This window comes from Pseudoduganella buxea, assembly GCF_009720835.1.
Lineage (GTDB): Bacteria > Pseudomonadota > Gammaproteobacteria > Burkholderiales > Burkholderiaceae_D > Rugamonas > Rugamonas buxea.
The window spans coordinates 1-25,261 of sequence record NZ_WNKZ01000059.1 but is presented as its reverse complement, the minus strand read 5'-3'; the positions used below and the strand labels follow the sequence as shown (position 1 = coordinate 25,261).

Below are 25,261 nucleotides of genomic sequence, written 5' to 3'. Positions count from 1 at the left end.
CCGGCTACATCTGCGCCAGCATCTGCTGCACCGCTTCGCGGTGCTTGAAGTCGCGCTGGGCCAGCAACTGCTCGCAGTGGCCGCGCGCGGCCTTGCGGTCGCCCTGCTTGAACAGGGCCTGGGCCAGGTGGAAGCGGATCTCCAGTGCCGTCGGCGCCTGCGTCACGGCCTTCTGCAGCAGGCCCAGCGCCCGCGCCGTATCGCCCCGCGCCAGCAGCACGGCGGCCAGCGTGTCGGCCACGGCCGCATTGGCCGGCGCCAGCTTGTAGGCCCGTTCCGCATGGCCCAGCGCGGCCGGGTCCTTCAGCTGCAGCAGCGACCAGGCCAGGTCGTTCAGCGCCACCACATTGTCCGGCGCGCGCTTGAGCACATCCTGGTAGTGCGTGCTGGCGCCCTTGAAGTCGCCCGCCGCCAGCAGGGCGCTGGCGTGGTACATGCGAGTCGGCTGGTCGTCCGGATGACGCGCCAGCCATTCCTTCATCCGGGCGTCCGCTTCCGGCTGGCGTCCGCCTGCCTGCAGGGCCCGGTGCAGGGCCACCAGCAAGGCGCCGGAAGGGGCCAGGCCCAGCGCCTTGTCATAGCGCTGCACGGCGTCCAGCGGCTTTTGCTGGGCCATCAGCACGTCGCCCTCCAGCTTGAAACCCACCGGTGACTGGGGCTGGCGCCGCTGCCAGTCCTGGGCCAGCGCGCCCGCTTCCAGCAGCGCGTTCTTTTCGATCAGGAGTCCGCTGAGCAGGATCGCCACTTCCGGATTGTCCGGCGCCATCTTGGCTCCCTTGCGCGCGGCCAGCAGGGCCTGTTCGACGCGGCCGCTGGCCAGTTCCAGGCCGGCAATGCGCAACTGGATGCCGGCCGCCTTGGGGTGCATCACGGCCAGCTTGGCATAGCTCTCCAGCGCGGCCGCCGTCTGGCCCGATTCGGCCTGGGCCTGGGCCAGCAGCGACAGCGAGTCGGTCGACTCCGGGTCCGTGGCCTGCAGCTTGCGCGCCAGGGTCAAGGCCTTGTCCTTCTGGCCCGCGCGCAGGTAATAGCCGGCCAGCTGCTGGGCCGGCAGCGCGGCGTCCGGATTGGCCTTGCTGGCCATTTCCAGCCAGCCGATGGCTTCGGCCGTCTTGCCCTGGCTCGTGGCCAGGCGCGCCAGGGCCGTCATCATCGCCACGTTCTTCTTGTCCCGTGCCAGCGCCGCTTCGTAGCGCTTGCGGGCATCCTCGGGTTTCTTCGACACGACATCGAGCTGGGCCAGGTTGTCCAGCGCCGGCAGGTACAGCGGGTCCATGGCCAGCGCCTTCATGAAGCCGGCACGGGCGCCGTCGACGTCGCTCTTGCCCAGCAACACGCCGGCGCGCAGGTTCTGCAGCATCGGGTTGTCGCCCTGCTTGATCAGGGCGTCGACGGCGGCCAGGGCCTGGTCGAACTGTTTCGCGCGCAGGTGGGTCAGCACCAGCAGCACGCCGGCCCGGCCCGGTCCCGCGTCGCCGGCGCTGGCATGTTCCAGCTCGGCGATGGCGCGCGTCGTCTCGCCCGTGCCCAGCCGGCTCAGGCCGTGGGCCATCCGCAATGACGGCGCGTCCGGCTTCAGTTCGCTGGCCTTCTTGAACAGGTCGGCCGCCTCCGTGAAGCGGCGCGCGCGCATCTGGGCTTCGCCCGCCAGCGCCAGCAGCTCGACATCGTCCGGGGTTGACTTCAACAGCGGCTGGACCAGTTTCAAGGCCTCGTCCGGCTTGCCGTTGCGCAGCGCCACCGTGGCCATCAGCTTGGTGGCATAGGCATTGCCGGGATTGCTTTCCAGGAACTGGCCCAGGTAGCGTTCGGCCTGCGTGTTCGAGCCCAGCGCCAGTTGCACGGCACCGGCCAGCAGCAGGCTGGGCATGTGATCGGGCACGGCGCGCAGCACTTGCTGCAATTGTTCCAGCGCGCCCTTGTTATTGCCCTCGCGGAAATCGAGCAGGGCCTGGGAATAGAAGATCAGCAGGTTATTCGGCTGGAACTTGCGCGCCTTGGCCAGCCGTTCGCGCGCCTCCTTGAACCGCCCCGCCTCGATATCGAGGTTGGCCAGGTCGACGTGGGCCTGCACATTATTGGGCTTGAGTTCGACGATGCGTTCGTAGGTGGCGCGTGCCGCGTCGCGTTTCTGGCCGGCCCGCTCCAGGTCCGCCTTCATGCGCAGCGTATCGACGCTGCCAGGGTTCTGAACATTGGCCTGGGCCACCAGCTCGTTGGCCCGTTCGGCGTCGTTGCCGGCCAGGGCCGCCCTGGCCAACCCCAGGGTCGCGTCGGCCAGGTCCGGCTGGCGCAGCAGTGCTTGCTTGAAGGCGGCGCGGGCCTCGTCCAGCCGGTTCAGGCCCAGCAGGGCGTGCCCGCGCAAGGCCAGCGCCTGCGCATTCGTTTCGTCGCGCGCTTCGGCCAGCGCGTTGTCGTACTGGCCCTGCGCCAGCAGCGCCTTGCCCAGGGCAGGCAACACGGCGTCGGCCGCGGCGCCCAGATCGCGGGCTCGGCGCAGCTCCTTCTCGGCCGACAGCATGTCGCCGCTTTCCACGTACATCTGGCCCAGCATCAGCCTGGCGGCCGCATCCTCGGGCGCCTGCTGCACGACGTTCTTGAGCTGGATGATGGCGGCCTTGGCGTCGCCCTGCTCGCGGAAACGTCGCGCATCGGCCATCAGCTCGTCGGTGGGCTGGTTGCGTTGGCAGGCCCCGAGGGCACAGAGCAGGGGCAGGGCGGACAGGACACGGATCAGGACGGGGGCGAGGCGGAACGGCAGGGCGGTGGGCATGGCGGTCTCCAGTGCGGGCTGAACTGCCAGCGTAGGAAATCGCCATGCGGCCTCGTTGATCGTGCTCAACGAAGCGTGGCTTTGGGCAGAACGGGCCGCTGTTACTGCAGGGCCTGTTGCGCGACTCCCGGGCCGCGGCCCCGAACGAAGGGCGTGCCGGGTCGCCCGCCGGCGTCGATCAGCCCCCGTTGCGTCGCCACGACGACGGCATGGGTGCGCGCCGTCGCGTCCAGCTTGCTCATCAGGCCTTTCACGTGGGTCTTGACGGTGCCCACGCCGATGCCCAGCTCGCGGGCGATCGACTTGTTGCAGCAGCCCTTCGCCAGGAGCTGCAGCACGTCCGTTTCGCGGCCCGTCAGGCTTTCGCGGCTGAGGCTGTCCGCGACGCAGCGCGTCACCGCCTCGCTCAGGTAGCGCATGCCCTGGCTCAGCTGGCGCACCGCTCTGACCAGCTCGTCGCCGGCGCAGCCCTGCAGCAGGTAGCCGTGCACGCCCGCATCCATGGCCGTGCGCACTTCCCATTCCTTGTCGCGCTGCGTGATGACCAGCACGCGCGCAGCCTGGCCAAAGCGGTCCGCCGGCAACTGCCGCGCGAGGGCCAGGCCGCTGTCGTAGTCCGCCACCAGGACCTGGGCATGGGGCTGGGCCTGGGGCTGCCGGCCATGGGCCGTCAGGACGAATTCGCCGGCCTCGGCGAGCAAACTCATCAGTCCCGCCGTCATGACGGGCTCGGAATGCATGATATGAACGTTGGGCTGGGGGACGGGCATGTGGTTCTCCTTCACGGCAACGGCACGGCCAGTTGCAACGCTTACATGATGAAACTGCAAGGGCGCGAAGACAAGTTAAGCGATGTTAATTCGCTTAAACAAAGGCGGGAAGAGGGAAGAACGAGGCGCCGGACCGCAGGCGCGGCCCGGCATCGGGAACTACTTCAGGGCCGCTGGCGGGCCGTCCTGGTGGCCGTCGCGCAGCGAGGCCAGGCGTATAGCGGCGCGCGGATGGCTGTGCTCGGCCGCCTGGCGGTACAAGGTGGCGGCGGCGTTGGCCCGGTCTTTGCGGTAGAGCTCGGCCAGCTGGAAGGCCGACTCGGCGTCGCCAGCCCGGGCCGCTTCCTCGAACAGGCGAATCGCATCCTGGGGGCGGGTCTGCTTGCTCCGGTAGATCATGCCCAATTCGCGCTTGGCGACAATGGAGCCTTGGTCGGCCCACTCGCGCAGGCGGCGTTCGGCGGCGGCACCCCCATGCTGGCCCAGCTTGTGGGCGACGGCTTCGATGACGGGGGCGGGCGGGACGTCGTTCTCCTTGGCCTGACAGGCGATCAGCGTCCCCACCATGACGAGTACGGACGCGATGAACGCGCCGGACTTGTTAAATAATTCCATATTCTTCTTCTTGCCTCATTCAAACCTGCATGACGCGGTTGATAGGGGTGTGTACAGTCCAGCTTGGCAGGACGAGCGCCCAAACAATTGCCGGAACGAGTCCCAGGACCGCGCCGCACATCGTCGGCGGACGCCAGCGCCAGCTCAGCCTTTGTAGCCGGCCGCATTGTAAAGGGTTTGTCAGCGCGAGGTCGCACGGTCGCGTCGGACCGGAGGACATCAGCAGGACATGCTGATCTTATCATGTTGAAATTGACTCAACACAGGTGAAAGCGGCGCGGCCCCGTAACATTTGTAACCATTCGTTAGTACTGCCGACCTCGCTCAGCGGGCGGCGTGGCGGCCCGCATGCTGGTCCAGCCACGCGCCGGCATGCTCCATGACGAGGCGCAGCTCCGTTTCGGCAGCCGTAAACAGCAGGGGAATTTCCAGTACCTTGCCCTCGGCCAGGGCCAGTTCCAGCCCCAGGCAGGCGCCGACGAAACGCCGCGCCCCCAGTTCGCTGATGGCGTCGCGCAACTGGTGCACGATGCGGCGCGCTTCCATGAAGCGGCCCTGCTGCACGGCCTCGCCCGCCCGGTTCAGCGGTTCGATGCCCGTGCCGATGCAGTTGCGCACCAGGCGTACCACCTTGCCGACGGCGCGGTCGTCGTTGCCCAGTGCCTCGACCAGGTCGTCGACACAGAAAATCATTTCGTCATGCGCGCTTGCATAGGCCATGGTGACCTCCCGTCATTCGTTGAATGTCCAGTACCTGCCGGCCGGGCTGTCGACCGGATGCAGGCCGAAGCGCCCGTCCGCGCGCAGGTGCTGGTTGATCAGGTAGTACAGGTCGCCCAGGGTCGAACGGCCCTGGCCGTAGTAGGAGTGCCCGATGAAGCTGGTATCGACCCGGCTGGCGTCTATCGTCTCCAGGCCGGGCGCCACTACCAGGCCGTCGCCACTGTCGCCGGCGCGGGGATGGCCGTGCACCCGCTGCGACATGCGCAGCGCCTCGTCGTTCGACGACGCATACAGCGTCACCGGCGTTTGTGCCGCGCCGAGGGCCGGCACGATATCGCGGCGGAACACGTCGGCGTCGATGTCCGGCGCCGTCAGGATGATCTCGCGCAGCCGGCCCAGCAGGTCCGGCCGTCCCGCGATCACGGCCGCGGCGGCGCGGGTCAAGGCGCGGTTGCCCATGCTGTGCCCCAGCAGGTAGACATGTTCGGCCTCGGTGCCTTCCAGGAAGTCGATCAGGAACTCTGTCAGCTTGGACTGTGTCCACTCGATATTGGTTTCATCGACCATGTAGCCGGACAGGCGGCCCTGCGACGGCCAGCTGTAGAACATGGGCACGCCGGCAAAGGCCAGGTCGTACGCCATCTGGCCCGTGCGCCGGGCCGCATCCTCGAAACTGACGCGGTAGCCGTGCACGAACAGCAGGGCACTTTTCCCGGCACTGGCGGCAATCGCCTGGGACAACGCGGGGAAGAACTGCTCGCGCCCGGCCAGCTCCGTGCGCAGCAGTACCACGTGGCGGTTGGGATCGGGGCGAAACTGCAGGCGCAGCAGCGACGGCGACTCCATCTCGCCCATCCGGTGTTCGCGCGGAATGCTCACTTCGCAGCTGCCGTAGGCGATGGGCCCGCGCGCGCCGCCGAACTGGCGGGCCGGATGGCGGTCGCCCGTCTGCTGGCGGTCGGTGGCGAAGAACACCTGCATGACGGCATAGTTCGGCGCCTGGATGCTTTCGTGGGTGGCCAGCGGCGCCGCGCCCGGTGCCACGCCCTGGCGCCGCTCCACTTCGTCGAGCAGGTTGCGGGCGGCGGCGCGCAGGTAGCGGTCGCCCGCCAGGCCGGCCGCCGCCAGCGCATCGGACAGAGCGAACTGGCGCGACAGCGAACCGGGATCTTCCTCCAGGTCGAGGATGGCTTCCTCGACGGCCGCCGCCTTGGCCGCCAGGCGCGAACGCAGCATGTGGTAGGCGGCACTGGTACTGCCCTCGGCGATGGCCGCGGTCACTGCGGAAGTGATGACATCCATGGATCTTGGCTCCAGTGGGAGAAGACCTGCGGCAGGACCCGCAGTTTGCACTCAGTTCCCGCTATCTCACCACAGCCCGTGGGCTAAGTCCAGTCAGAACTCAAGCGTGCCCGACACGACAAAGGTGCGCGGCGCGCCCAGCACCAGGTAGCCCTGGCCGGGATAGCCGCCGGCGGACGCCCAGTGGTCGCGCCCGAACGCGTTGTCCAGGCGGGCCCGCAAGGTCAGGGTGCGTTCGCCCACGCGCGTGATGTAGCGCGCGCCCAGGTCGGTGCGGGTCCACGACGGCACCTGCTGCCGGTTGGCCGCGTCGGCGAACTGGCTGGCCGTGTAGTTGACGCGGCCCGTCAGTGCCAGGCCCGCCACGCCCGGCACATCCCAGTCCGCGCCCAGGTTGGCCTGGTGGCGCGGCACGCCGATAACGTCGTTGCCGTCGGTCAGGCCGCCCTGCGTGCGGCGCTGTTCGGCGTCGAGGAAGGTCATGCCGCCCAGCAGGCGCAGGCCCCGCAGCGGCTGGCCGAACACGGACAACTCCACGCCCCGGTTGCGCTGCTCGCCGTTCAGGCCGAACACCCGGTCGACGACGGTGGCCTGCGGCTGGCTGGTTGTGAAGACGGCGGCCGTGAAGCCCACCGTGCCGGCATCGTATTTGGCGCCGACTTCCTTCTGGCGCGAGACGGTGGGCGCGAAGGTCTGGCCGATATTGTCCACCGCGCCGGCCGCGCCCTGGCCCTTCTGCAGGCCCTCGATATAGTTGGCGTACAGCGACAGACCCTTGACGGGCTTGACGACGATGGCGGCCACGGGCGTGTTGCGGCTCTCGTCGTAGCGCGATTCCTCCACGCCCGTCGTGTAGTTGTAGCTGAAATCCTTGATGCGCTGGTGGCGCAGGCCCACCGTCACCAGCACCCGTTCGCCCGCCAGGGCCACCGTGTCGGCGACGGCGTAGCTGGAGAGAATGGTCTTGCTGGTGGTCACAGGCGCATCCAGCCGCCCGCCCGTGAAGAAGTTGGCCGCCGGCGCCGCGACGTCGCGCGGCGCGTACAGGTTCGTTGCGATCGTGCTGACGAAGTCGCCCATCGCATAGGCATTGCGCGACTCGCTGCCGAAACCGCTGGCCGTGGCCGACAGGCTGTGGCCGACGGCGCCCGTGCGCAGCTTCGTGCGCACGCCGATCTCGCCCGTGCGTACCGTGTCTTCGCGTGCGTTGTCGAAGCGGTACATGCCGGCCGCGCCATCGGCGCCCGTGGCCGTCGTTGTCGTCAGCACATTCGATTCCTTGCCGGAGCGGGCGCCGAAGGCGGCCCAGGCCACCGTGTCCTTGGCCAGGTCCAGTTCGCCGCGCACGGTGCCGAACTGGTCGCGCTCCTTCGAATAGGTCCATGATTGGGCGAAGCTGCCGTCCGCGGCGGGAGCGCGGGGCACGGCGATGCCGGCCGCCAGGGCGACGGAAGGGCGGGGCGCCGTCAGTTCCTGGTCCTGCCAGCCGAGGTCGGCCGACAGCCGGTAGTTGCCGCCGTTCCAGTCCAGGCCGACGGCGGCCACGCCCAGTTCGCGCGATTCGCCGTCGATGGCCGTGCCGCCATCGCGCCGCACGGCGTTGACGCGGATGCCGGCACGGTTGTCGGGCCCGAAGCGGCGGCCGATATCGACGGCGCCCACCTTCTGGCCACCCGTTTCGATGCCGGCCGTGACGGCTGTCAGGTCGGCATTGCCGGCCCGCTTCGGCACCAGGTTGATCGAGCCGCCGATGCCGCCGCCGCCCGGCGCCGCGCCGTTCAGGAAGGCATTCGCGCCGCGGAACACTTCGACCCGTTCCAGCAGCTCGGCGGCGACGAACTGGCGCGGCAGCAGGCCGTACAGGCCGTTATAGGCCAGGTCGTCCGAATTGACGGCAAAGCCGCGGATCACGTACAGCTCCTGGAAATTGCCGAAGCCCCGCGCGACTCTGACGGACGGATCGTTCTGCAGCACGTCGGCCACACCTTGGGCCTGCTGGTCCTGGATCAGCTGCTGGGTGTAGCTGATGGCGTTGAACGGCGTGTCCATCACGTCGACATTGCCCAGCAGGCCCAGCCGGCCGCCCCGGGCCACCTGGCCGCCCGAGTAGACGCGCGTCAACCCTTCGGCCGACGCGTCGGCCGAGGCGCTGATGACGACGGTGGCAACAGGCTGCCCGGCGACAGTGGCCTGGGCGGCGGCCGCGCCGCTGGCGACGAGCAGGGCGGCAAGGGCGGTGGGGCGAAGGGTTGGCTGGCGAGTAATCATTTTGATCAGCAGTGCTGGCGTGGGGAAAGGTGACAGCGCGATTATATCGTTACCGATCCGGCTGGTAAATGAGAATAATTTGCATTATCATCCCGATTGGTCTCTTATTTCGTCTTCTTTTCCCTCGATCCCTATCGCCATGACTCCCGTCACTATCCGCCGCTGGGCCTGGGTCCACAAATGGAGCAGCCTGGTCTGCACCGTCTTCATGCTGCTGCTGTGCATCACCGGGCTGCCGCTGATCTATCACCACGAAATCGGCCACCTGCTGGGCACCGAGGTCGAATCGAAGGCCATGCCCGCCGATACGCCGAAGGCCGACCTGGACCAGGTCATCGCCGCCGCCAAGGCCCTGTATCCGGGCAAGCAGATGATGTACATGTCGCAGGAGCCGGACGATGACACGATCTGGAACCTGACGCTGGGCGACCACGGCACGGACGAAAACTACAAGGCCACGGCGGTCGATGCCCGCACGGCCGAAGTGCTGCCCACGCCCCAGTTCGAAGGCAGCTTCATGTCCGTCATGTTCCACCTACACGTGGACCTGTACGCCGGACTGTGGGGCAAGCTCTTCCTTGGACTGATGGGCCTGCTGTTGCTGGTGGCCATCGTCTCCGGGGTCGTGCTGTACGCCCCATTCATGCGCAAGCTGGACTTCGGCACCGTGCGCCGGGCCCGCACGCCCCGCACCAAGTGGCTGGACCTGCACAACCTGCTGGGCATCGTCACGTTGACGTGGGCCTTCGTCGTCGGTGCCACCGGCATGATCAATACCTGGGCCGACCTGATGCTCAAGTACTGGCAGGCCACGGAAATGGCCGACATGGTCGCGCCGTACAAGAACGCGCCGCCGCTGGCCGCCTTCGGTTCCGTGCAGCAGGCCGTCGCGAATGCCAAGGCACTGGAACCGACGATGAAGATCGGCTTCATCGCCTTCCCAGGCACGCCGTACACGAGCGAGCACCACTACGGTGTGTTCATGAACGGCGTCACGCCGCTGACGTCGCGCCTGTACAAACCCGTGCTGATCGACGCCCAGACGGCGCAGGTCACGGACAGCCGCGAGCTGCCGTGGTACCTGACGGCATTGCTGGTATCGCAGCCGCTCCACTTCGGCGACTACGGCGGCCAGCTGATGAAGTTCCTGTGGGCGGCCCTGGATATCGCCACCATCATCGTGCTGGGCAGCGGCCTGTACCTGTGGTTGAAGCGGGGCGTCACGGTCCCGGCCCGGGCCGGCAAGGACGAAACAGTGGCGGACGGGGCCTTGGTGCCCGCGATGGCCCACGGGGAGGTCAAATGAGCCCCGCCTTCATGCGCCTGTGGGGCGTGCCCGTCCTGCTCGGCATCCTGACGGTGATCGGCCTGGTCGCCGCGCTGCTGGGCGACGGCCTGCTCGATTATGTTTCCGCCCTGGCCCTGGGGATTCCCGTGGCGCTGGGCGCGTGGCACGGGCTGCGCAAGCAGGGACAATAGGCGATAGGTGCCGTTACAGGTGCGGCGTGTCTGCCAGGATCTTCTGGTACTGGCCGAGCGCGTCGGGCACGGGGCAGGCGCCCAGGTCGACCTGCACGTCGAGTGCCTCGAGCCGGGCCGCGCTGGCCTCGGTCCTGGCCAGCCGGGCCGAAATGTCGTAGTGGCGGTGCAGGTTGGTGGCGATCGCGGCCAGGCCCGAGCAGATCGCCGCCAGGCCGCACAGGATGCGCCAGCTGGGGCTGTCCGGCCCCGCCGAGCCCAGCGCCTGGGTCAGCCGGGCGCCGCCAATGGCCGGCGCGGCCGTCAGCACGGTGGCGAGCGCGCTGGCGATCACCGTCAGCAGGGTCAGGAAGTTACCGCGCCGGTACAGCCGGGCATTGAGCCGGTCCACCGCCTGGCGCTTGTCGCGCAGGATCTTCAGGAAGGTGGCACGGGCGCTGGGCCCGTCCTGGCCGTCCTGGCCGGCCTCGGGAGGGGGCATCGGGTGGTTCATGGCGGCGACTCTCCATTGGCTTGGGTCCTGCTTCAAGCATAGTCAATCGCGGCCTGAAATCCAGCCTGGCGCCGTGCTGCTGCCGGCCGCTATTGCTGATGATTCGCAAACTGCTGCGCCACCGACTGCAGCGGCGCCGGCGGCGCGTTCGGCGTCACCGTCAGCGGCAGCGGCATGCGCACCGGTTCGTGCTGGTTGCCCGGCATGCTTTGCCAGGCCGGCGCCTCGATGCCTTCGAAAATGCCCTTCAACTGCTCGCTCCACGTCGTGCGCAGCATCTGGAAGTACTGATTGCGCTCGTCGATGGTGACGAAGCGGGTCACGGCCAGGCTGCCCGTCTCGTACACCAGCATGTCCAGCGGCAGGCCGACGGAGATATTCGAGCGCAGGGTCGAATCCATCGAAATGAGTGCACACTTGGCCGCTTCGTCGAGGGTGGTGGCGCGGGTGATGACCCTGTCGAGGATGGGTTTGCCGTATTTCGACTCGCCGATCTGGAAATAGGTGTTCTCCGCGTGCGACTCGATGAAATTGCCGGCCGAGTAGATCTGGAACAGCCGGCAGCGCTCGGCGCCGATCTGGCCGCCGAAGATGATGGCCTGGTTGAAGTCGATGCCGAAGTCGGCCAGCGCCTTGGCCTCCCGTTCGTGCACGTAGCGCACGGCCTCGCCCAGCACGCGCGTGGCTTCGTACATGTTCGGCGCGGTCCAGATGGTGTAGCCGGCGACGCCGACGAACTCGCCGACCAGCTCGCGCACGGACTGCGAGATCGACAGGTTCCCCGCCGTCATCATCACCATGACCCGGTCGCCCGGGTTCTCGAACACGTTCAGCTTGCGGAAGGTGCCGATCTGGTCCACACCGGCATTCGTGCGCGAATCGGACAGAAATACCAGCCCCTGGTCGAGGCGCATGCCAACACAATAAGTCATCGGGCGTAAGGTTCAGTTATGGGAAGGGGGATTATAAGTCGGGAAGTTGCCGGTGCGTTTCACTGGGGAACGATTTGTACGTCCACCGTCATGATTTCGTCGCCGCCGCCACTGCGCATGCCGCGGATCGGCGCGGCCGCCTCGTAGTCGCGCCCGATGGCGATGCGGCAGTAGGCGTCCGTCATCAGGCGCGCGTGCGTGACATCGATGCTGACCCAGCCGGCGAAACCGTCGTCCTGGGCCCACGCATCGACCCAGGCGTGGCTGGCGGCGTGGTTGGTATTGCCCGGATCGATATAGCCGGACACATAACGGGCCGGAATGCCCACCGCATGGCAGCAGGCCAGGAAGATATGGGCATGATCCTGGCACACGCCGCTGCCCTGGGCCAGGGCGTCCGTGGCCGTCGTCGTCACGGCCGTCGCACCGGTTTGATACGTCACCGCACCGAATATGTGCTCGGCCAGCTTCATCAGATCGCGCGTGCCGGCCTGACGGCCCGGCAGACAGCTTGCTGCCAGCGCGCGGATATTCTCGGTCGGCATCGTCAGCCGGGTCGCCACCGTGTACACCAGCGGCGACAGTGTGTCGCGCACGGCAATCCGGCCGTGCGCCGGCGTGGCCGTCTCGACCACCCCTTCGGCGACGATGACGAGCTCCTCGTGCGGCTTGTCCAGGGTCAGCATGTGCGACAGGTTGCCGTAGGCATCCGTGTAGGCATGCAGGTGGCCGGGCGCGTTCAGCTGCCATTGCAGCACGTGCTGCTGGGGCTCGCCCCGGGGCGTCAGGTGCAGCTGCTGGATCGTGTAGCCCAGCGTGGCGGTATAGCGGTATTGCGTTTCGTGGCGGATCGACAGGTGCATGGTGGTCTTTCAGGCGGCCAGCGGCACGAGGAAGTCGCGGCTGACCCGGTTGCCCAGTTCATAGATGCGGGCCAGGAATTCGGTCAGGGTGTCATGCAGGCCCCGTTCCAGGATGTCGCCGATGCGGGCGAACTGCAGGTCCGCATGCAGTTTGCCGGCCAGCCGCTCCGTCTCGCCCGACACGTCGTTGCGCACCGCGCGCAGGTTCTCCACCACCTCGTCCATGCAGGCCAGCAGCGAACGGGGCATGTCGGGGCGCAGCATCAGCAGTTCGGCCACGCGCTCGGGCGTGATGACGTCGCGGTACACCTTGCGGTAGATCTCGAAGCCGGACACGGAGCGCAGCAGCGCCGCCCAGAAGTAGAAATCACGCCGCAGGTCCGGTCCGGCGGCGTTGTCGCCGTCCCCGTCGGCGCCATGGAATTTTACGTCCAGGATGCGCGCCGTGTTGTCGGCCCGCTCCAGGAAGGTGCCCAGCCGGATGAAGTTGACGGTTTCGTCCTGCAGCATCGTGCCCAGGGTGACGCCGCGCGACAGGTGCGAGCGGTACTTGACCCACTCGAAGAACTGGCTGGGGTCCTTGCGCAACTGGCCGCCATGCAGGCGCCGGCGCAGGTCGAGGAAGGTCTGGTTCTGCACTTCCCACACTTCCGTGGTCAGCGTGCCGCGCACGGCGCGGGCGTTCTCGCGCGCCTCGGTCAGGCAGGCCGTGATCGAGGACGGGTTCGACGGGTCGCACACCATGAAGTCGATGACGTCCTTGGCCGTTACGGTGTCGTGTTTGGCGTCATAGGCTTCCTGCAGCTCGGAAATGCCCAGCATGGCGCGCCAGGCGCGGGCGGCGGCGTCCGGCGACTGCGGCAGCAGGGCGGTCTGCACGTTCACGTCCAGCATGCGCGCCGTGTTCTCGGCGCGTTCGGTGTAGCGGGCCATCCAGAACAGGTGGTCGGCGGTACGGCTCAGCATAATAGTTCCTTCATCATGATTCCAGCACCCACGTATCCTTGGTGCCGCCGCCCTGCGAGGAGTTGACCACCAGCGAGCCCTCCTGCAGGGCCACCCGCGTCAGCCCGCCCGGTACCATCGAGATGGTCTTGCCGGACAGGACGAACGGGCGCAGGTCGATATGGCGCGGCGCCACGCCGCTTTCGACGAAGGTGGGGCAGTGCGACAGGGCCAGGGTGGGCTGGGCGATATAGCCCTCCGGATGGGCCAGCAGGCGGGCGCGGAAGGCCTCGATCTGCTCGGCGGTGGACGCCGGGCCCACCAGCATGCCGTAGCCGCCGGCGCCGTGCACTTCCTTCACCACCAGGTCGGCCAGGTTGGCCAGGGTGTAGGACAGCTCGTCGGGCTTCCTGCACTGGTATGTCGGCACATTGTTCAGTACCGGTTCCTCGGACAGGTAGAAGCGGATGATGTCCGGCACATAAGGGTAGATCGACTTGTCGTCCGCCACGCCCGTGCCGATGGCATTGGCCAGGGTGACGCGCCCGGCCCGGTACACGGACAGCAGGCCCGGCACGCCCAGCGCGGAATCGGCGCGGAAGGCCAGCGGGTCGAGGAAATCGTCGTCCAGGCGGCGGTAGATCACGTCCACCTTCTTCGGGCCGCGCGTCGTGCGCATGAAGACGGCGCCATTGCTGACGAACAGGTCCTTGCCCTCGACCAGTTCGACGCCCATCTGCTGTGCCAGGAAGGCGTGCTCGAAATAGGCCGAGTTGTACATGCCCGGCGTCATGACGACGACGGTGGGGTCCATCACGCCCGTCGGCGCCACCGAGCGCAGGTTGTCCAGCAACATGTCAGGGTAATGCTCGACGGGCGCGATCTGGTGGCTGGCAAACAGCTCCGGGTGCAGCCGCATCATCATCTTGCGGTCTTCCAGCATATAGGACACGCCGGACGGCACCCGCAGATTGTCTTCCAGCACATAGAATTCGCCGGCGCCTGCCCGCACGATATCGATGCCGGCCACGTGGGCATAGATGTCCGAAGCCACCTGGATGCCCTGCATCTCGGGGCGGTACTGGGCATTGCGGTAGATCTGCTCGGCCGGGATGATGCCGGCACGAATGATGTGCTGCTCGTGGTAGACGTCGTCGATGAACATGTTCAGCGCCCGCACCCGCTGCACCAGGCCGCGCTGCAGCAGGGCCCACTCGGCGGCGGGAATGATGCGGGGGATCATGTCGAACGGAATCAGCCGCTCGGTGCCGGCATGGTCGCCGTAGACGGCGAACGTGATTCCGACCCGGCGGAAGGTCAGGTCCGCCTCCATGCGCTTGCGCTCGATGGCGTCCGGCGTCTGCTGGGCCAGCCAGGCGGAAAACTCGCGGTAATGCTCGCGGACGCCGCCGTCGCCCGCCATTTCGTTATAGAACTGCACGTGTGCTCCTTCCAGGGATGATGCAATTATGCAAATAACGTGCCATCGGTGTCGCACTGTTGAGCAGGAGCGCGCGAAAACTGTGCGCCGCGAGCCGGTTAGTGGTTCTACTCGGCAATATTTCTTTACAGTGCGGCGCAATCCATGCATCATTCCCGTGCTGACCCAACCAACGTCCGGCTACCAACCTGTAGTGCTTACCTTTGGGTCATTCATGCCGCTCTCCACCAATTCGTTTTCCGCCCATGCCGCGTCGCCGCCCCTTCCGGGGCCGGAAGCGCCGCGTCACGTGTGGGCCGGCGAATTCGAGGTCGCCACGGGCAATGCCGTCCTGACCTCGCTGCTGGGTTCCTGCGTCGGCATCGGCTTGATCTGGCGCCGCAAGGGCCGCTGCGCGCTGGCCCACTGCCTGCTGGGCGAGGCCCCGCCGAACGAGCAGAACGGTGGCGCCCGCTATGTCAGTACCGCCATTCCCGCCATGCTGCGGGCCCTGGGCGCCCGTCCTGGCGATTATGCGGAGCTGGAAGTGGTGGCGGCCGGCGGCGCCAGCCTGTTCGGCAAGGCGCAGCTGCCCGTCACGGTGGGCGCGCGCAATATCGCCGCGCTGGAGCGCAGCGTCAACGCGCTGGGCCTGCGCGTCATCCACCAGCGCCTGGGCGGCAAGCAGGGCTGCCGCATCACCTTGCGCTGCAAGGACATGGGCTTCGACATCTGCGATGTCGGCAACCGGGTCGGCGACGTGCGCTGACAACATCCGCGCGCGCAATGTGCGTGGGCCAACGGTCGTGTCGGGAACGCCATGGCAGCCTGTGGGTCCCAACTTCCCAACAGGACCTGCCATGCACAACAAGAAAATCCTCGGCGCCGCCATCACGCTGGCGCTGGCCGGCGCCGCCTTCGCGCAGCAGGGCGACGGCACCCGCGTGGCCATTGCCGCCGCCGTGTGGAAACCGGCCAAGGTCGAGGCCACGCCCGAACGCATCGCCGCCCTGAAGGCGCCGGACGGTTTTGCCGTGACGGCCTTCGCCACGGGCCTGAAGAACGCCCGCATCGTCGCCGTCGCCCCGAACGGCGACATCTATGTCAGTCGCCGCGACCAGGGTGACGTGCTGCTGCTGCAGGACAAAAACGGCGACGGCAAGGCCGACGGTCCGCCCGTCACCGTGGCCAGCCGCGCCGGCGCCCACGGCCTGGCGATCCGCGACAACAAGCTCTACCTCGCCACCGTCAAGGAAGTCTTCGTGGCCGACATCGGCGGCGACGGCCGCCTGGGACCGCTGAAACTGATCATCGGCGACCTGCCCGACTCGGGCCAGCACCCGAACCGCACCCTGGCCTTCGGCCCGGACGGCATGCTGTATATCACGGCCGGTTCCACCTGCAATACCTGCAATGAAAGCAACCCGGAAAACGCCACCGTGCTGCGCGCCAGCCCGGACGGCAAGCAGCGCACCATCTTCGCCACGGGCCTGAGAAACACCATCGGCATCGACTGGCACCCCCGCACGGGCGAACTGTGGGGCTTCGACCATGGCATCGATTTCCTCGGCGACGACATCCAGCCGGAGGAACTGAACAAGATCGAGCTGGGCAAGCAATACGGCTGGCCGCACGTGTACGGCAAGGGCGACATCTACCCGCAAAGCACGCCCGTGGGCGAGATCACGAAGGAAGCATGGCGCGACCGCAGCACGCCGATGACCCTGGGCTATACGGCGCACGCGGCGCCGATGCAGCTGGTGTTCTACCGCCATGGCGCCTTCCCGGCCGACTACGACGGCGACGCCTTCGCCACGATGCGCGGCTCCTGGAACCGCAGCACGGCCTCCGGCTACGAAATCGTGCGGGTGCGCTTCGCCGACGGCCAGCCCCGCGCCATCGAACCCTTCGTCACGGGCTTCCTGACGGACGGCGGACGTACCCATATCGCCCGGCCCGTGGGCCTGGCCGTCGCAAGAGACGGCGCGCTTCTGATGGCGGACGATGCCAATGGCGTGCTGTATCGCATCGCGTACACGGGGAAAGACGCCGGCAAGGGCCCAAGCCAGCCCGCACCGGCCGGCCCGATGCAGGCCCAGGCCAACGCGGGCAACGGCGTGCCGCTGGCGGCGCAGCGCCTGCCCGTACGCGCCCGCGTGGCTGTCAACTCCAGCGCCTTCCGCGACGGCGCCACCCTGGCCGACAAGTACAGCGAATACGCCGACGGCGTGTCGCCGCCGCTGTCGTGGCAGTCCGTGCCGGGCGCGCAGTCGTATGCCATCGTCGTCGAGGACCCGGACGCGAAGCCGTATCAGCCCTTCGTGCACTGGCTGGCGTGGAATATCCCCGCCAGTGTGACGATGCTCCCCGAAGGCGTGCAGGAACAGCCGCGCCTGACGGAGCCCGATGGTGTGCTGCAGGGCCGCAACACGCGCGGCTCGACCGGCTGGTACGGACCGAAGCCGCCCGTGGGCGACCCGGCCCACCGCTACCACTTCCAGGTCTTCGCGCTGGACACGAAGCTGGACCTGCCGTTCGGCGCCGACCGCGAGCAGCTGGTGGCGGCGATGAAGGGCCACGTGCTGGCCCAGGGCACCATCGTCGGCAAGTTCGCCCAGAAGGTGAAGCCGCCAAAATAAGCGTTTGCCGCGCCGGTGCTACGATGCGCTTTTGACAGGGAGAACACCATGATCAAGGCTATCGTGACGGGCCACAGTCGCGGCCTTGGCGCCGGCATCGCGCGGGCGCTGCTGGCCGAAGGCGCCACCGTGCTGGGCATCGCCCGCGCCGGCAATCCGGAACTGGAACAGGCTTACCCGGAAGGCCTGCAGGAAGCCCGCATCGACCTGGCAGACAGCGGGGCGCTGGGCCAGTGGCTCGACCTGGGCGGCCTGCGCGCGTTCCTGCAAGGCGCCACGCAGGCACTGTTGATCAACAACGCCGGGGTGGTGACGCCCATCGGTCCGCCCGGCGGCCAGGGCGGCGCCGCGCTGGCCCAGGCCATCGGCATCAACGTGACGGCGGCCCTGATGCTGGCCGATGCCTTCGTGGCGGCCACGGCTGCCTGCCCGGACCGGCGCATCCTGCACGTCTCCAGCGGCGCCGGCCGCCAGGCCTACGCCGGCTGGAGCGCCTATTGCGCCGGCAAGGCCGCGCTGGACATGCATGCCCAGGCCGTGGCACTGGACGCGCTGCCGCACCTGCGCATCGCCAGCGTGGCACCGGGCGTCATCGACACGGCCATGCAGGCCCACATCCGCACGGTGGATGCGGCCGACTTCCCGTCGATCGGGCGCTTCGTCGCGCTGAAGGAGGAAGGCGCGCTGGCCGACGCGGACCACGCCGGCACGCAGCTGGTGGCGTATGCGCTGTCGGCGCGCTTCGGCGAGCGGGCGGTGGCGGATTTGCGGCAGGTGTAAACCGAACCGCTGGCGGCCGCTATAACCAGGACGACTGGTTCTTCGGCAGGTCGCCGCCCGGGTCGTGGACGGCAAGGGTATCGGCGCCGCTCAGCGTGTCCGTATAGATGACGAGGTTGGCGCCGCCCGTGATGGCGGAATTGAACAGGATGCCCTTGGCGCCGGCGGCGATCACCTGGTCGCCGATGACCCAGGATGGCGGTTCGATGCCCTGGTTGAAGTGCAGATTGCGCCAGTCGCAGTAAAAGTCCTGCCACAGGGCGTCCCAGTCGCCCGTGAAGCCGCCGCGGAAGTCCACGATGGCGTCGATATTGAGTTGATAGCTCACCATCAGGCCCGGCGGCAGCAGCGCATCGAGCTGCCGGTATTCGGCGAGGGCGGTTTCCAGCGCCAGGGACAGGTAAAGGGCATTGACGCCCGGCCGGTTGGCGCGCCCGCCATGGGTGCCGGCGCCGGCACCCGAAATGGGCGCAAAGGACCATTTCGGCTGGTGCACCCGGTAGGCAATCGTATCGAGGAGGGTGAGGATCATCCCGTATAACCGGCCTGCAGCGACTGGATATACCGGATGAGGGCTTCCGTGCGTTTTTCCGAGACCAGCGTCTGCGGTGTCTTGTAGTCGAACGTGGGCAGGGGATGGTTCTTGAACCAGTAGATGGCCTTTTCGATGCTGCCGCAAATATCGGTGGCGGCGCGCAGCACGCGCACGGCGTCACGCAAATGCGACTGGATGGCCTCCGAGTCGGGTGCCAGCCGGACGGTGTTCCTGTGCACGTGGGCTTGCGCCGCCAGGGTCTGCATATCGAGCCTGAAGACCAGTCCGAATCGCTTCGGCGAAATCGACGGGCTGGTATCGGCATTCAGGAAAGCCATGAAGACGTCAAAGTTTCGATTGAAAACGGGAACCGCTTCGCCGGCTGGGACGGCCAATTCTGCAGCGATCATCTCGACTCCTCTGTGCACTTTATATGCACTATTATTGCATTATTTCCGGGCCCGTTCAAGCACGTCGTACCCCGCTCGCCGGCTGGCGCGGCGTACCGGCCAGGTGGTCAGCGCCGGTTCTCGGACGTACTCTTCAATCCCAGATACGTGCCCGAGCTGATCCCCATCAGCCCCAGCAGGGTGACGTCGAAGTCCGGCATGGCCAGGTTGCGGTAGACCTGCTGGATGAAGACGATGCCCAGCACGAGGGTCCACGAGGCCATCTGGAAGCGGTGGAAGTTGACGCCGTGGCTGTCGCTGAGGATGTCCGCCAGCCAGCCCCGGCTGATGGCGGGGTTGGGGACGATGGGCACGCCCGGCGGCTGGTCGATCAGCGAAGAGCCGATCACCGTGCCGGCGCTGATGCCCATCAGGCCCAGCACCGTGGGCGTGATGGTGGTGGCGTAGTCGCCCGTGATCATGCCGATGAACAGGTAGCCGGCCAGGATCAGGCCGAACCACACGGCGCCCTGGGTGCGCGCCAGGCTGTAGGGCTTGCGGGCGCCGGGGGCGGGCGCCGGGCCCGGGTCGCGCAGCACGTCGCTGCGGCGCGCCAGCAGCAGGAAGGAGACGGCCAGCACGGCGAACAGGCTGGTCCAGGCGGCGAACCAGCCCGGCGGGATGACGCGCATGGCGATGGAAAAGCGCGACGTGATGGGGTGCTCGTCCTCGATGCCGACGCTGACGGGCATCGTGCGCGGGCCCCACTCGGGCTTGCCCAGCAGGTGGGTCCACACCTCGCGCGACGTCTCGGTGCGGTTCAGCACGAAATTGAGGGTATTGGCGACGGGATTGCTGGGCGGGTAAGGGCGGATGTCGGCCAGCGGCCGGCCGTCCAGGAACAGCACGATCTTTTTCTGCCGGGGCGAGCACTGCTCGCGCGCCAGCAGGGTGGTGATGTCGTTGACAGTGACGACGATGCCGTCGCGCAGCGACACCTCGTGCATCTCCTGGCCCGCCTCGTGCGGCGCATAGGCGCGCACCCCCGTGACGGCGACGGCGCCGTATTGCTGCGGCGTGGGGCAGGCCATCGCGCCCTGGGCCTTCGTGGCGGCCGGGCTGGCCGGGGCCGGCACGGGCGTCGCGGCGGGGTTCAGGGGCGTGGCCGTGACAGCCGTCTGGGCCTGGGCCAGCGGGACCGTCAGCAAGGCCAGCAGGGACAAGGCGCACAGCAGGTTTTTCATGCGCGGCCACCCTGCAGCAAGGTCAGCACGGGACGCTGGACGCCGCGCGCGCCGCCGCCGCCGGTGCTGCCCGCAAAGGTGGCGCCCGCCGTGTCGGCACCCGCGAAATCGAGTCGGTGGCAGGAGGCCTCGGTGAAGTCGGCGCCGCGCATGCTGCTGTCGCGCAGGCTGGCCGCCCGCAGGCAGCTGTGCCGGAAGGTGGCGCGGTCCAGCCGGGCGCCGTCGAAGGCGCAGCCCGTCAGGCGGCACTGGCGAAAGTCGGCATTGACGAAACTGGCGCCGCAGGTGACGACATCCTCCCAGCGGGCGCCGCGCCAGCGGCTGTGGTCGGCACGAGCGTCGCGCAATACCATGCCGCTGGCCTTGCTGCGGTCCAGCACGGCGCGGGTCAGGTCGATGCCGGTGGCCTGGAATCGGGACAGGTTGGCGTCGCTGAGGTCGGCACCCGTCCAGCTGGCGCGACAGGCCGATGCATCGGCCAGGCTGGCCCCGGCGAAGCGGCAGCCGTCGGCCAGGCTGCCGTCCAGGCAGGCGCCGTCGAAGCGGGCGCCGGAGCAGTCGGCATGGGACAGGTCCGCGCCGGTCAGGTCGACGCCGCGCAGGTCGATGCCGCGCAGGTTCGTGCCGGCCAGCTTGCGCCCGGCCAGGCCGCCCGGTTGGCGGGCCCAGCGCAGCACTTGCTCGGCGGTCGGGAGAGTGGATGGAGAACAAGCGGACGGTTGCATGGCGGGCCTCGCGGGAAGTGGGAATGCCTGCCGCAATTATGAGCTTATTGTTAAGCCTGGTTAAGGGGGGCACGGGTCAAAACATGCCCATCCTTGAGGCGGCGCAATAACAACTCTGCAGTAAGCTGCTTGCAATCGCGCAGCAACCCGTCAGAACGTCCGCGACACGCTGGCCGACAGGGTCCGTCCGCGCCCGGCGAAGTAGGACGCCGCTTCCTTGTAGTTGGCCGACTGCGGGTAGTAGCCGATGTACTGGCGGTCCGTCAGGTTCTCCACTGCCAGGCCGACCTTGCCGAAGCGGGTGTCGAAGGTGGCCGCCACGTCGGCCAGCGTGTAGCCGCGGAAATGTTCTTCCAGGTTCGACGTGCCGACCGTGCGGCCGACGTTGATGTCGCGGTCTTCCAGGCGCGTGGCCTGCAGCCGCAGTTGCGTGCCCGCCGCGACTTGCCAGTTGGCGCCCAGTACCAGCTTGTCCGGTGCCTGCGAACGGGCGCCCAGCGCCAGGTCCATCGGCGCGCCGGCCGTGGCGGCCGTCTTGCCGCGCGTGCTGGCGTAGCTGCCGAAGGCCGACAGCACCTTGCTCGCGCGCAGCTCGCCCACGATTTCCCAGCCCCGCACCGTCGTCGGCACGCGGTCCAGCACGCCGTTGCCCTGGGCGTTGATGCGCAGCACCGTGCCCAGTTTCGAGCGCGAGTCGTAGGCCGAGGCGCCCACGTGGCCCAGTGCGCCGCGCCAGTTGACGCCGACCTCGTTATTGCGCGTCACCACCGGCTCCAGGCTGAACAGGCTGGCCACGGACTGGTTCGGGCGGTTCACGCCGCGCAGCACGAGGCCCACGTCCGGCAGGCCGAAGCCTTCCGCGCTGGAGACGAAGGCGGACCACTGCGGCGCGAAGCGCCACACGGCGCCGACATTCTTGACGGCCTTGGAGAACGAGCGCTCACCACCCTGCACGAGGCGGCTGCCGTAGGCGGCGAGCGTCGTGTACGTGTCCACGCGCAGGTCGGCCGATTCGCGGCGCATGCCGCCGCGCACGGTGATGGGGCCCCGTTCGTATTCCAGCTGCAGGAACGGCGCCGTCGACGTGAAGTCCAGGGTCGGCACCCACGTGCGGCCCGTGCCGGCCAGCTGCTGGCGGCTGCGGTCGCGCAGGTAGTCGATGCCGACGGTGGCCTCGACGCCGCGCAGCAGCAGGTCCGGACGCACATAGGTCAGCTTGGCGCCGTGCTTGTCGGCTTTGATTTCCGACTGGTCATAGAAGGTGCCGATGGGCGCGTAGCGGATGTCCTGGAACGTGGCCGTGTTGGTGGCGCCGAACAGTGACGAGAAATCCTGGCTGAACACCTGGGCCGTCAGGGCGCCGCCCAGCAGGTCGGCGTGGCGGTAGTCCAGGCTGGCCGTCTTGACGTCGTTGCGGGGCGCCATGCCGGGCGGCGTGCCTTCGGTGGACGAGGTCGGGATCCCGGCGGCAAAGTTGGCGGGCACGGTGCGGTAGTCGCCGTCGCCTTCGAACTGGAAGCGGTTGACGGTCAGTTGCAGGCGCTGGTCGCCGACATTACGGCCCAGCTTGACGAACAGGTCGCTGCCGCCCGCGTCCATCGTGTCGCCCTGCACGGCATCCATGCCCAGCAGGCGGCCCTTGCCGTCGTAGGCCATGCCGCGCTGCTGCGCGCTGGCATAGGCCAGCAGGTCGAAGGCGCCGGACTTGTGCGCCACCGTCACGCCCGTCTTCCAGTCGACATTGTCGTGCCGCAGCTGCGAGGCCAGGCGGGCGTTGACGGTGACGTGGGTGCCTTCCGCCTTCGGTGTCTTCGTGATGTAGTTGACGATGCCGCCCGTGGCGCCCATGCCCTGGATGGCCGAGGCGCCGTTGATCACTTCGATGCGCTCGATGATGGCCGTGTCGGCGAAATAGCCTTCGCGCATGCCCGCGCGCAGCGGGTTCGACTGGGGCACGCCGTCCATCAGGATCAGCGTGGTGCGCCCGCGCATCGATTCGCCCGCCGCCGACATCTTCTGCCGGCTCGGTGCGTAGCCGGGGATATACGTGGCCAGCGCGGCCGACGGATCGTCCGCCACCAGGTACTGCGCTTCCAGTTCGCGCTGGGATATGACGGAGACGGCGCCGGGAATCCGGTCCACCGCCTTGGCCGTGCGCGTGGCCGTGACGATGACTTCCTCGATGTCCCGCGCGTTCTCCCCTGTCTCGTGCTGGGCCAGCGCCGCATGCCCCCACAGCAGGCAGGCGGTGGCGACGGCGGCGGCGCCGGCGCGGACGAGGGGAAGGCGGTGGGTCATTACGGGTCTCCGGATCAAGGTCGCTGGCAAAAGTGCAGCCACGAATGATAACTATTATCATTTGCATTGGCAATCGGGTAAAATCCGCCCTTTCCCTAGCTCTCCAGGCGATCGATCCCATGGTGACCGGCCCGACCCGCAAGCTGCTGCGCAAACTCCACCTCTACCTGTCGCTGGTGTTCGGCCTGCTGCTGGTCGTCGCCGGCCTGACGGGCATGCCGCTGGCCTGGGTCGACGAACTGGACGAGGCGCTCAACCCCAGCTTGCTGCGGGTGGCGCAGCCCGCCGCCGCGCCCGCAGCGCCCGGCATCATGGCCCAGCGCGTGCTGGAGCGGCTGGTGGTGGACCCGCGCTACGGCAAGCCCAGCCAGTTACAGCTGCCGCGGCACGCCGGGGGCGTCGTCGTGGCCAGCTACCGCGCACCGAAGGCCGACAAAAGCGCCCTGGCGATTCCCGTGACGCGCCAGGTGATGGTCGATCCCGTCACGTTGGCCGTGCTGGGCGAACGCGATTACGGCCGCTTCGGCCTGACGCGGCCCCTGTTGATGTCGACCTTGTTCCACGTGCACCGCTACCTGTTCGCCGGCGAAGTGGGCAAGGTCGTCATGGGCCTGGCGGGCCTGGCCCTGTTCCTGATCGGCGCCCTCGGCGTGGCCCTGTGGTGGCCGAAGGCCACGTGGGCGGCCCTGGTCAAGTCCTTCGCCATCGGCGGGCATTGGCGCAGCCTGAAGTTCCACTTCAGCTTCCACCGCAGTGCCGGCATGGTTGTCGCGCCCGTGCTGCTGATGCTGGGATTTTCCGGCATGTACTTCAACCTGCCGGACTGGGTCCGGCCCGTCGTCGCCACGGTGGCATCGGTAACGCCGCTGGACAAACTGAAGAACACCGCCGGCGGCACCGAACCGATCGGCGTCGTCGCGGCCGTCGCCGCGGCCCAGGCCGTCAACCCGGCCGGCCGCATTTCCCGCGTGGCGCTGCCGGCGGACAAGAAGAGCCCGTATGAGATCCGCATGCGCCAGCCGGGCGAAGTGCGCCAGGGCGACGGCAGCACCCGTATCACCGTCGACGCCTATTCGGGCCGGTTGCTGCGCGTGCGCGACCCCTTGACGGCGCCGGGCGGCGACACCTTCCTGAACTGGCAGTTTCCGCTGCACACGGGCGAAGCCTTCGGCACGCCCGGACGCGTCATCGTCACCGTGGCCGGCCTGACGCCGCTGGCCTTCATGGTGACGGGGCTGGTGCTGTGGCTGGGTCGGCGCAGTGTGAAGACGAAGGTCAAGGCAAGGGAGAAGGCGCAGGGCGTGGCTGGGTTGCGGCCCGCCGCGGCCGTGCCGGCGCTGGCCGAGCGGCAGGCCGTCTCGAGTGGGTGAGCCCGGCGGGCCTGCCGGCACGGCACGATCCGGCTCAGTGCAGTGTCGACACGTATAGCGAGCCGGAGAACATCAGCAGGCCCACCGATGCGAGCCGTCGCGCCACGGGCCGGGCCGGCAGCGCATCCTGCCAGCGGGGTATCGTCGCACCCAGCAGCACCCAGCCGGCGCCGATCGGCAGCGCCACCAGCGAAAACAGCAGGTAGCTCAGCAGTATGGCGGGGGCCGGCGTGCCCAGCGGCGGAAACACGATGGCGGCGCAGAACAGGGCCGCGGGATCGACCAGGGCGGCGGGCCACAGGGCCCCGGCGCCGTGCCGGTCGGGTTCGGCGCCCGGCGTCGCCGTTTCCCGCCACAGCCGCGCTGCCATCCAGATCACGTAGCCGGCCGCCGCGGCACGGGCCACAGCCGTAATCCACGGCAGCAACGTCGCGGCCAGGCCCAGCGCGGTGCACCACGTGCCGATGGCAAGGCAGCCGGCCAGCCAGGCAGCGGCAACATGGGGCAAGGCGCGCCGCGGGCCCAGCCGGCCCCCGGCGCGCATCAGCAGCGTGTTGGTGGGGCCGGGCGCGAGCATGACGGCCACCATCGACAACGCCGCCAGGATCAGGCCGGTCGGCAGGGCCAGGCCGTCGTTCATCGCCCGGTCCCGTCGCGGGCGGCGGCCGGCACCCGCCCGCAGGCCAGCTGGGCATGCC

Annotated in this window: 23 protein-coding genes; 6 read left to right on the top strand and 17 right to left on the bottom strand. The window is 68.3% G+C overall.

What is annotated here, in order from left to right:
* Nucleotides 1-4: 4 nt before the first annotated feature.
* From prsT to GM672_RS18500, 6 genes are all read right to left on the bottom strand, one after another.
* Nucleotides 5-2,773 carry an XrtA/PEP-CTERM system TPR-repeat protein PrsT gene (gene prsT / locus GM672_RS18525; RefSeq protein WP_155472016.1) on the bottom strand — a complete coding sequence of 923 codons (2,769 nt, stop codon included), beginning with the start codon at nucleotides 2,771-2,773 and terminating at the stop codon, nucleotides 5-7.
* A gap of 101 nt (nucleotides 2,774-2,874) precedes the next feature.
* Nucleotides 2,875-3,543, bottom strand: a complete 669-nt coding sequence (locus tag GM672_RS18520; RefSeq protein WP_229417807.1) for a response regulator transcription factor — start codon at nucleotides 3,541-3,543, stop codon at nucleotides 2,875-2,877.
* 159 nt (nucleotides 3,544-3,702) lie between these two features.
* Entirely contained in the window at nucleotides 3,703-4,158 is a 456-nt protein-coding gene (locus GM672_RS18515; protein ID WP_188916087.1) for an SEL1-like repeat protein, read from the bottom strand.
* 324 nt (nucleotides 4,159-4,482) lie between these two features.
* A complete protein-coding gene (locus GM672_RS18510; protein ID WP_155472015.1) occupies nucleotides 4,483-4,878 on the bottom strand; it encodes an Hpt domain-containing protein in 396 nt (131 codons plus the stop codon).
* Between the two features lie 12 nt (nucleotides 4,879-4,890).
* Nucleotides 4,891-6,183, bottom strand: a complete 1,293-nt coding sequence (locus GM672_RS18505) for an alpha/beta hydrolase (RefSeq protein WP_155472014.1) — start codon at nucleotides 6,181-6,183, stop codon at nucleotides 4,891-4,893.
* A gap of 93 nt (nucleotides 6,184-6,276) precedes the next feature.
* A complete protein-coding gene (locus GM672_RS18500) occupies nucleotides 6,277-8,451 on the bottom strand; it encodes a TonB-dependent receptor (protein ID WP_155472013.1) in 2,175 nt (724 codons plus the stop codon).
* A 139-nt stretch (nucleotides 8,452-8,590) separates the two neighbouring features.
* Between GM672_RS18500 and GM672_RS18495 the strand changes: the two genes are divergently transcribed.
* Both GM672_RS18495 and GM672_RS28395 read left to right on the top strand, forming a co-directional pair.
* A complete protein-coding gene (locus GM672_RS18495; RefSeq protein ID WP_155472012.1) occupies nucleotides 8,591-9,757 on the top strand; it encodes a PepSY-associated TM helix domain-containing protein in 1,167 nt (388 codons plus the stop codon).
* Nucleotides 9,754-9,930 (top strand): hypothetical protein, encoded by a 177-nt coding sequence (locus tag GM672_RS28395; RefSeq protein WP_170300132.1) that lies wholly within the window; start codon nucleotides 9,754-9,756, stop codon nucleotides 9,928-9,930. Before GM672_RS18495 ends, GM672_RS28395 begins: the two co-directional genes overlap by 4 nt.
* Before the next feature lie 13 nt (nucleotides 9,931-9,943).
* On the opposite strand, the gene GM672_RS18490 is transcribed toward GM672_RS28395, so the two are convergent.
* The 5 genes from GM672_RS18490 to GM672_RS18470 all read right to left on the bottom strand — a co-directional run bounded on the left by GM672_RS18490 (nucleotide 9,944) and on the right by GM672_RS18470 (nucleotide 14,586).
* Complete coding sequence (locus GM672_RS18490) at nucleotides 9,944-10,423, bottom strand: hypothetical protein (protein ID WP_155472011.1); 480 nt, start codon at nucleotides 10,421-10,423, stop codon at nucleotides 9,944-9,946.
* 89 nt (nucleotides 10,424-10,512) lie between these two features.
* Entirely contained in the window at nucleotides 10,513-11,355 is an 843-nt protein-coding gene (locus GM672_RS18485) for a proteasome-type protease (RefSeq protein ID WP_155472010.1), read from the bottom strand.
* 59 nt (nucleotides 11,356-11,414) lie between these two features.
* Nucleotides 11,415-12,218: a transglutaminase family protein gene (locus GM672_RS18480; RefSeq protein ID WP_155472009.1), complete on the bottom strand. Its 804-nt coding sequence runs from the start codon at nucleotides 12,216-12,218 to the stop codon at nucleotides 11,415-11,417.
* Nucleotides 12,219-12,227: 9 nt separating this feature from the next.
* Complete coding sequence (locus GM672_RS18475; RefSeq protein ID WP_155472008.1) at nucleotides 12,228-13,184, bottom strand: alpha-E domain-containing protein; 957 nt, start codon at nucleotides 13,182-13,184, stop codon at nucleotides 12,228-12,230.
* A 13-nt stretch (nucleotides 13,185-13,197) separates the two neighbouring features.
* Nucleotides 13,198-14,586 (bottom strand): circularly permuted type 2 ATP-grasp protein, encoded by a 1,389-nt coding sequence (locus tag GM672_RS18470; protein WP_155472028.1) that lies wholly within the window; start codon nucleotides 14,584-14,586, stop codon nucleotides 13,198-13,200.
* 232 nt (nucleotides 14,587-14,818) lie between these two features.
* On the opposite strand from GM672_RS18470, the gene GM672_RS18465 reads away from it, so the two are divergent.
* The 3 genes from GM672_RS18465 (at nucleotide 14,819) to GM672_RS18455 (ending at nucleotide 18,002) form a co-directional block, all read left to right on the top strand.
* Nucleotides 14,819-15,352, top strand: a complete 534-nt coding sequence (locus tag GM672_RS18465; RefSeq protein ID WP_170300131.1) for a chemotaxis protein CheD — start codon at nucleotides 14,819-14,821, stop codon at nucleotides 15,350-15,352.
* A 91-nt stretch (nucleotides 15,353-15,443) separates the two neighbouring features.
* A complete protein-coding gene (locus GM672_RS18460; RefSeq protein WP_155472006.1) occupies nucleotides 15,444-17,222 on the top strand; it encodes a YbhB/YbcL family Raf kinase inhibitor-like protein in 1,779 nt (592 codons plus the stop codon).
* 48 nt (nucleotides 17,223-17,270) lie between these two features.
* The gene (locus GM672_RS18455) at nucleotides 17,271-18,002 is read left to right on the top strand and encodes an SDR family oxidoreductase (RefSeq protein ID WP_155472005.1); all 732 of its coding nucleotides are present in this window, start codon (nucleotides 17,271-17,273) and stop codon (nucleotides 18,000-18,002) included.
* Nucleotides 18,003-18,021: 19 nt separating this feature from the next.
* Here GM672_RS18455 and GM672_RS18450 read toward each other — a convergent pair whose 3' ends face one another.
* From GM672_RS18450 to GM672_RS18430, 5 genes are all read right to left on the bottom strand, one after another.
* Entirely contained in the window at nucleotides 18,022-18,534 is a 513-nt protein-coding gene (locus GM672_RS18450) for an RES family NAD+ phosphorylase (protein WP_155472004.1), read from the bottom strand.
* On the bottom strand, nucleotides 18,531-18,875 hold the full coding sequence (locus GM672_RS18445; RefSeq protein ID WP_229417806.1) for a DUF2384 domain-containing protein: 345 nt from the start codon (nucleotides 18,873-18,875) through the stop codon (nucleotides 18,531-18,533). Before GM672_RS18445 ends, GM672_RS18450 begins: the two co-directional genes overlap by 4 nt.
* Before the next feature lie 179 nt (nucleotides 18,876-19,054).
* Nucleotides 19,055-20,170 (bottom strand): hypothetical protein, encoded by a 1,116-nt coding sequence (locus GM672_RS18440; RefSeq protein WP_155472002.1) that lies wholly within the window; start codon nucleotides 20,168-20,170, stop codon nucleotides 19,055-19,057.
* Nucleotides 20,167-20,847 (bottom strand): pentapeptide repeat-containing protein, encoded by a 681-nt coding sequence (locus tag GM672_RS18435; RefSeq protein WP_170300130.1) that lies wholly within the window; start codon nucleotides 20,845-20,847, stop codon nucleotides 20,167-20,169. The genes GM672_RS18440 and GM672_RS18435 overlap by 4 nt, the downstream gene beginning before the upstream one ends.
* Nucleotides 20,848-21,045: 198 nt before the next feature.
* Nucleotides 21,046-23,193: a TonB-dependent receptor gene (locus GM672_RS18430; RefSeq protein WP_155472000.1), complete on the bottom strand. Its 2,148-nt coding sequence runs from the start codon at nucleotides 23,191-23,193 to the stop codon at nucleotides 21,046-21,048.
* 119 nt (nucleotides 23,194-23,312) lie between these two features.
* Between GM672_RS18430 and GM672_RS18425 the strand changes: the two genes are divergently transcribed.
* Complete coding sequence (locus tag GM672_RS18425; RefSeq protein ID WP_155471999.1) at nucleotides 23,313-24,563, top strand: PepSY-associated TM helix domain-containing protein; 1,251 nt, start codon at nucleotides 23,313-23,315, stop codon at nucleotides 24,561-24,563.
* Nucleotides 24,564-24,597: 34 nt separating this feature from the next.
* Here the strand turns inward: GM672_RS18425 and GM672_RS18420 are convergent.
* Nucleotides 24,598-25,261 (bottom strand): hypothetical protein (locus GM672_RS18420; RefSeq protein ID WP_211517391.1); only part of this gene is annotated, 664 nt, incomplete at its 5' end.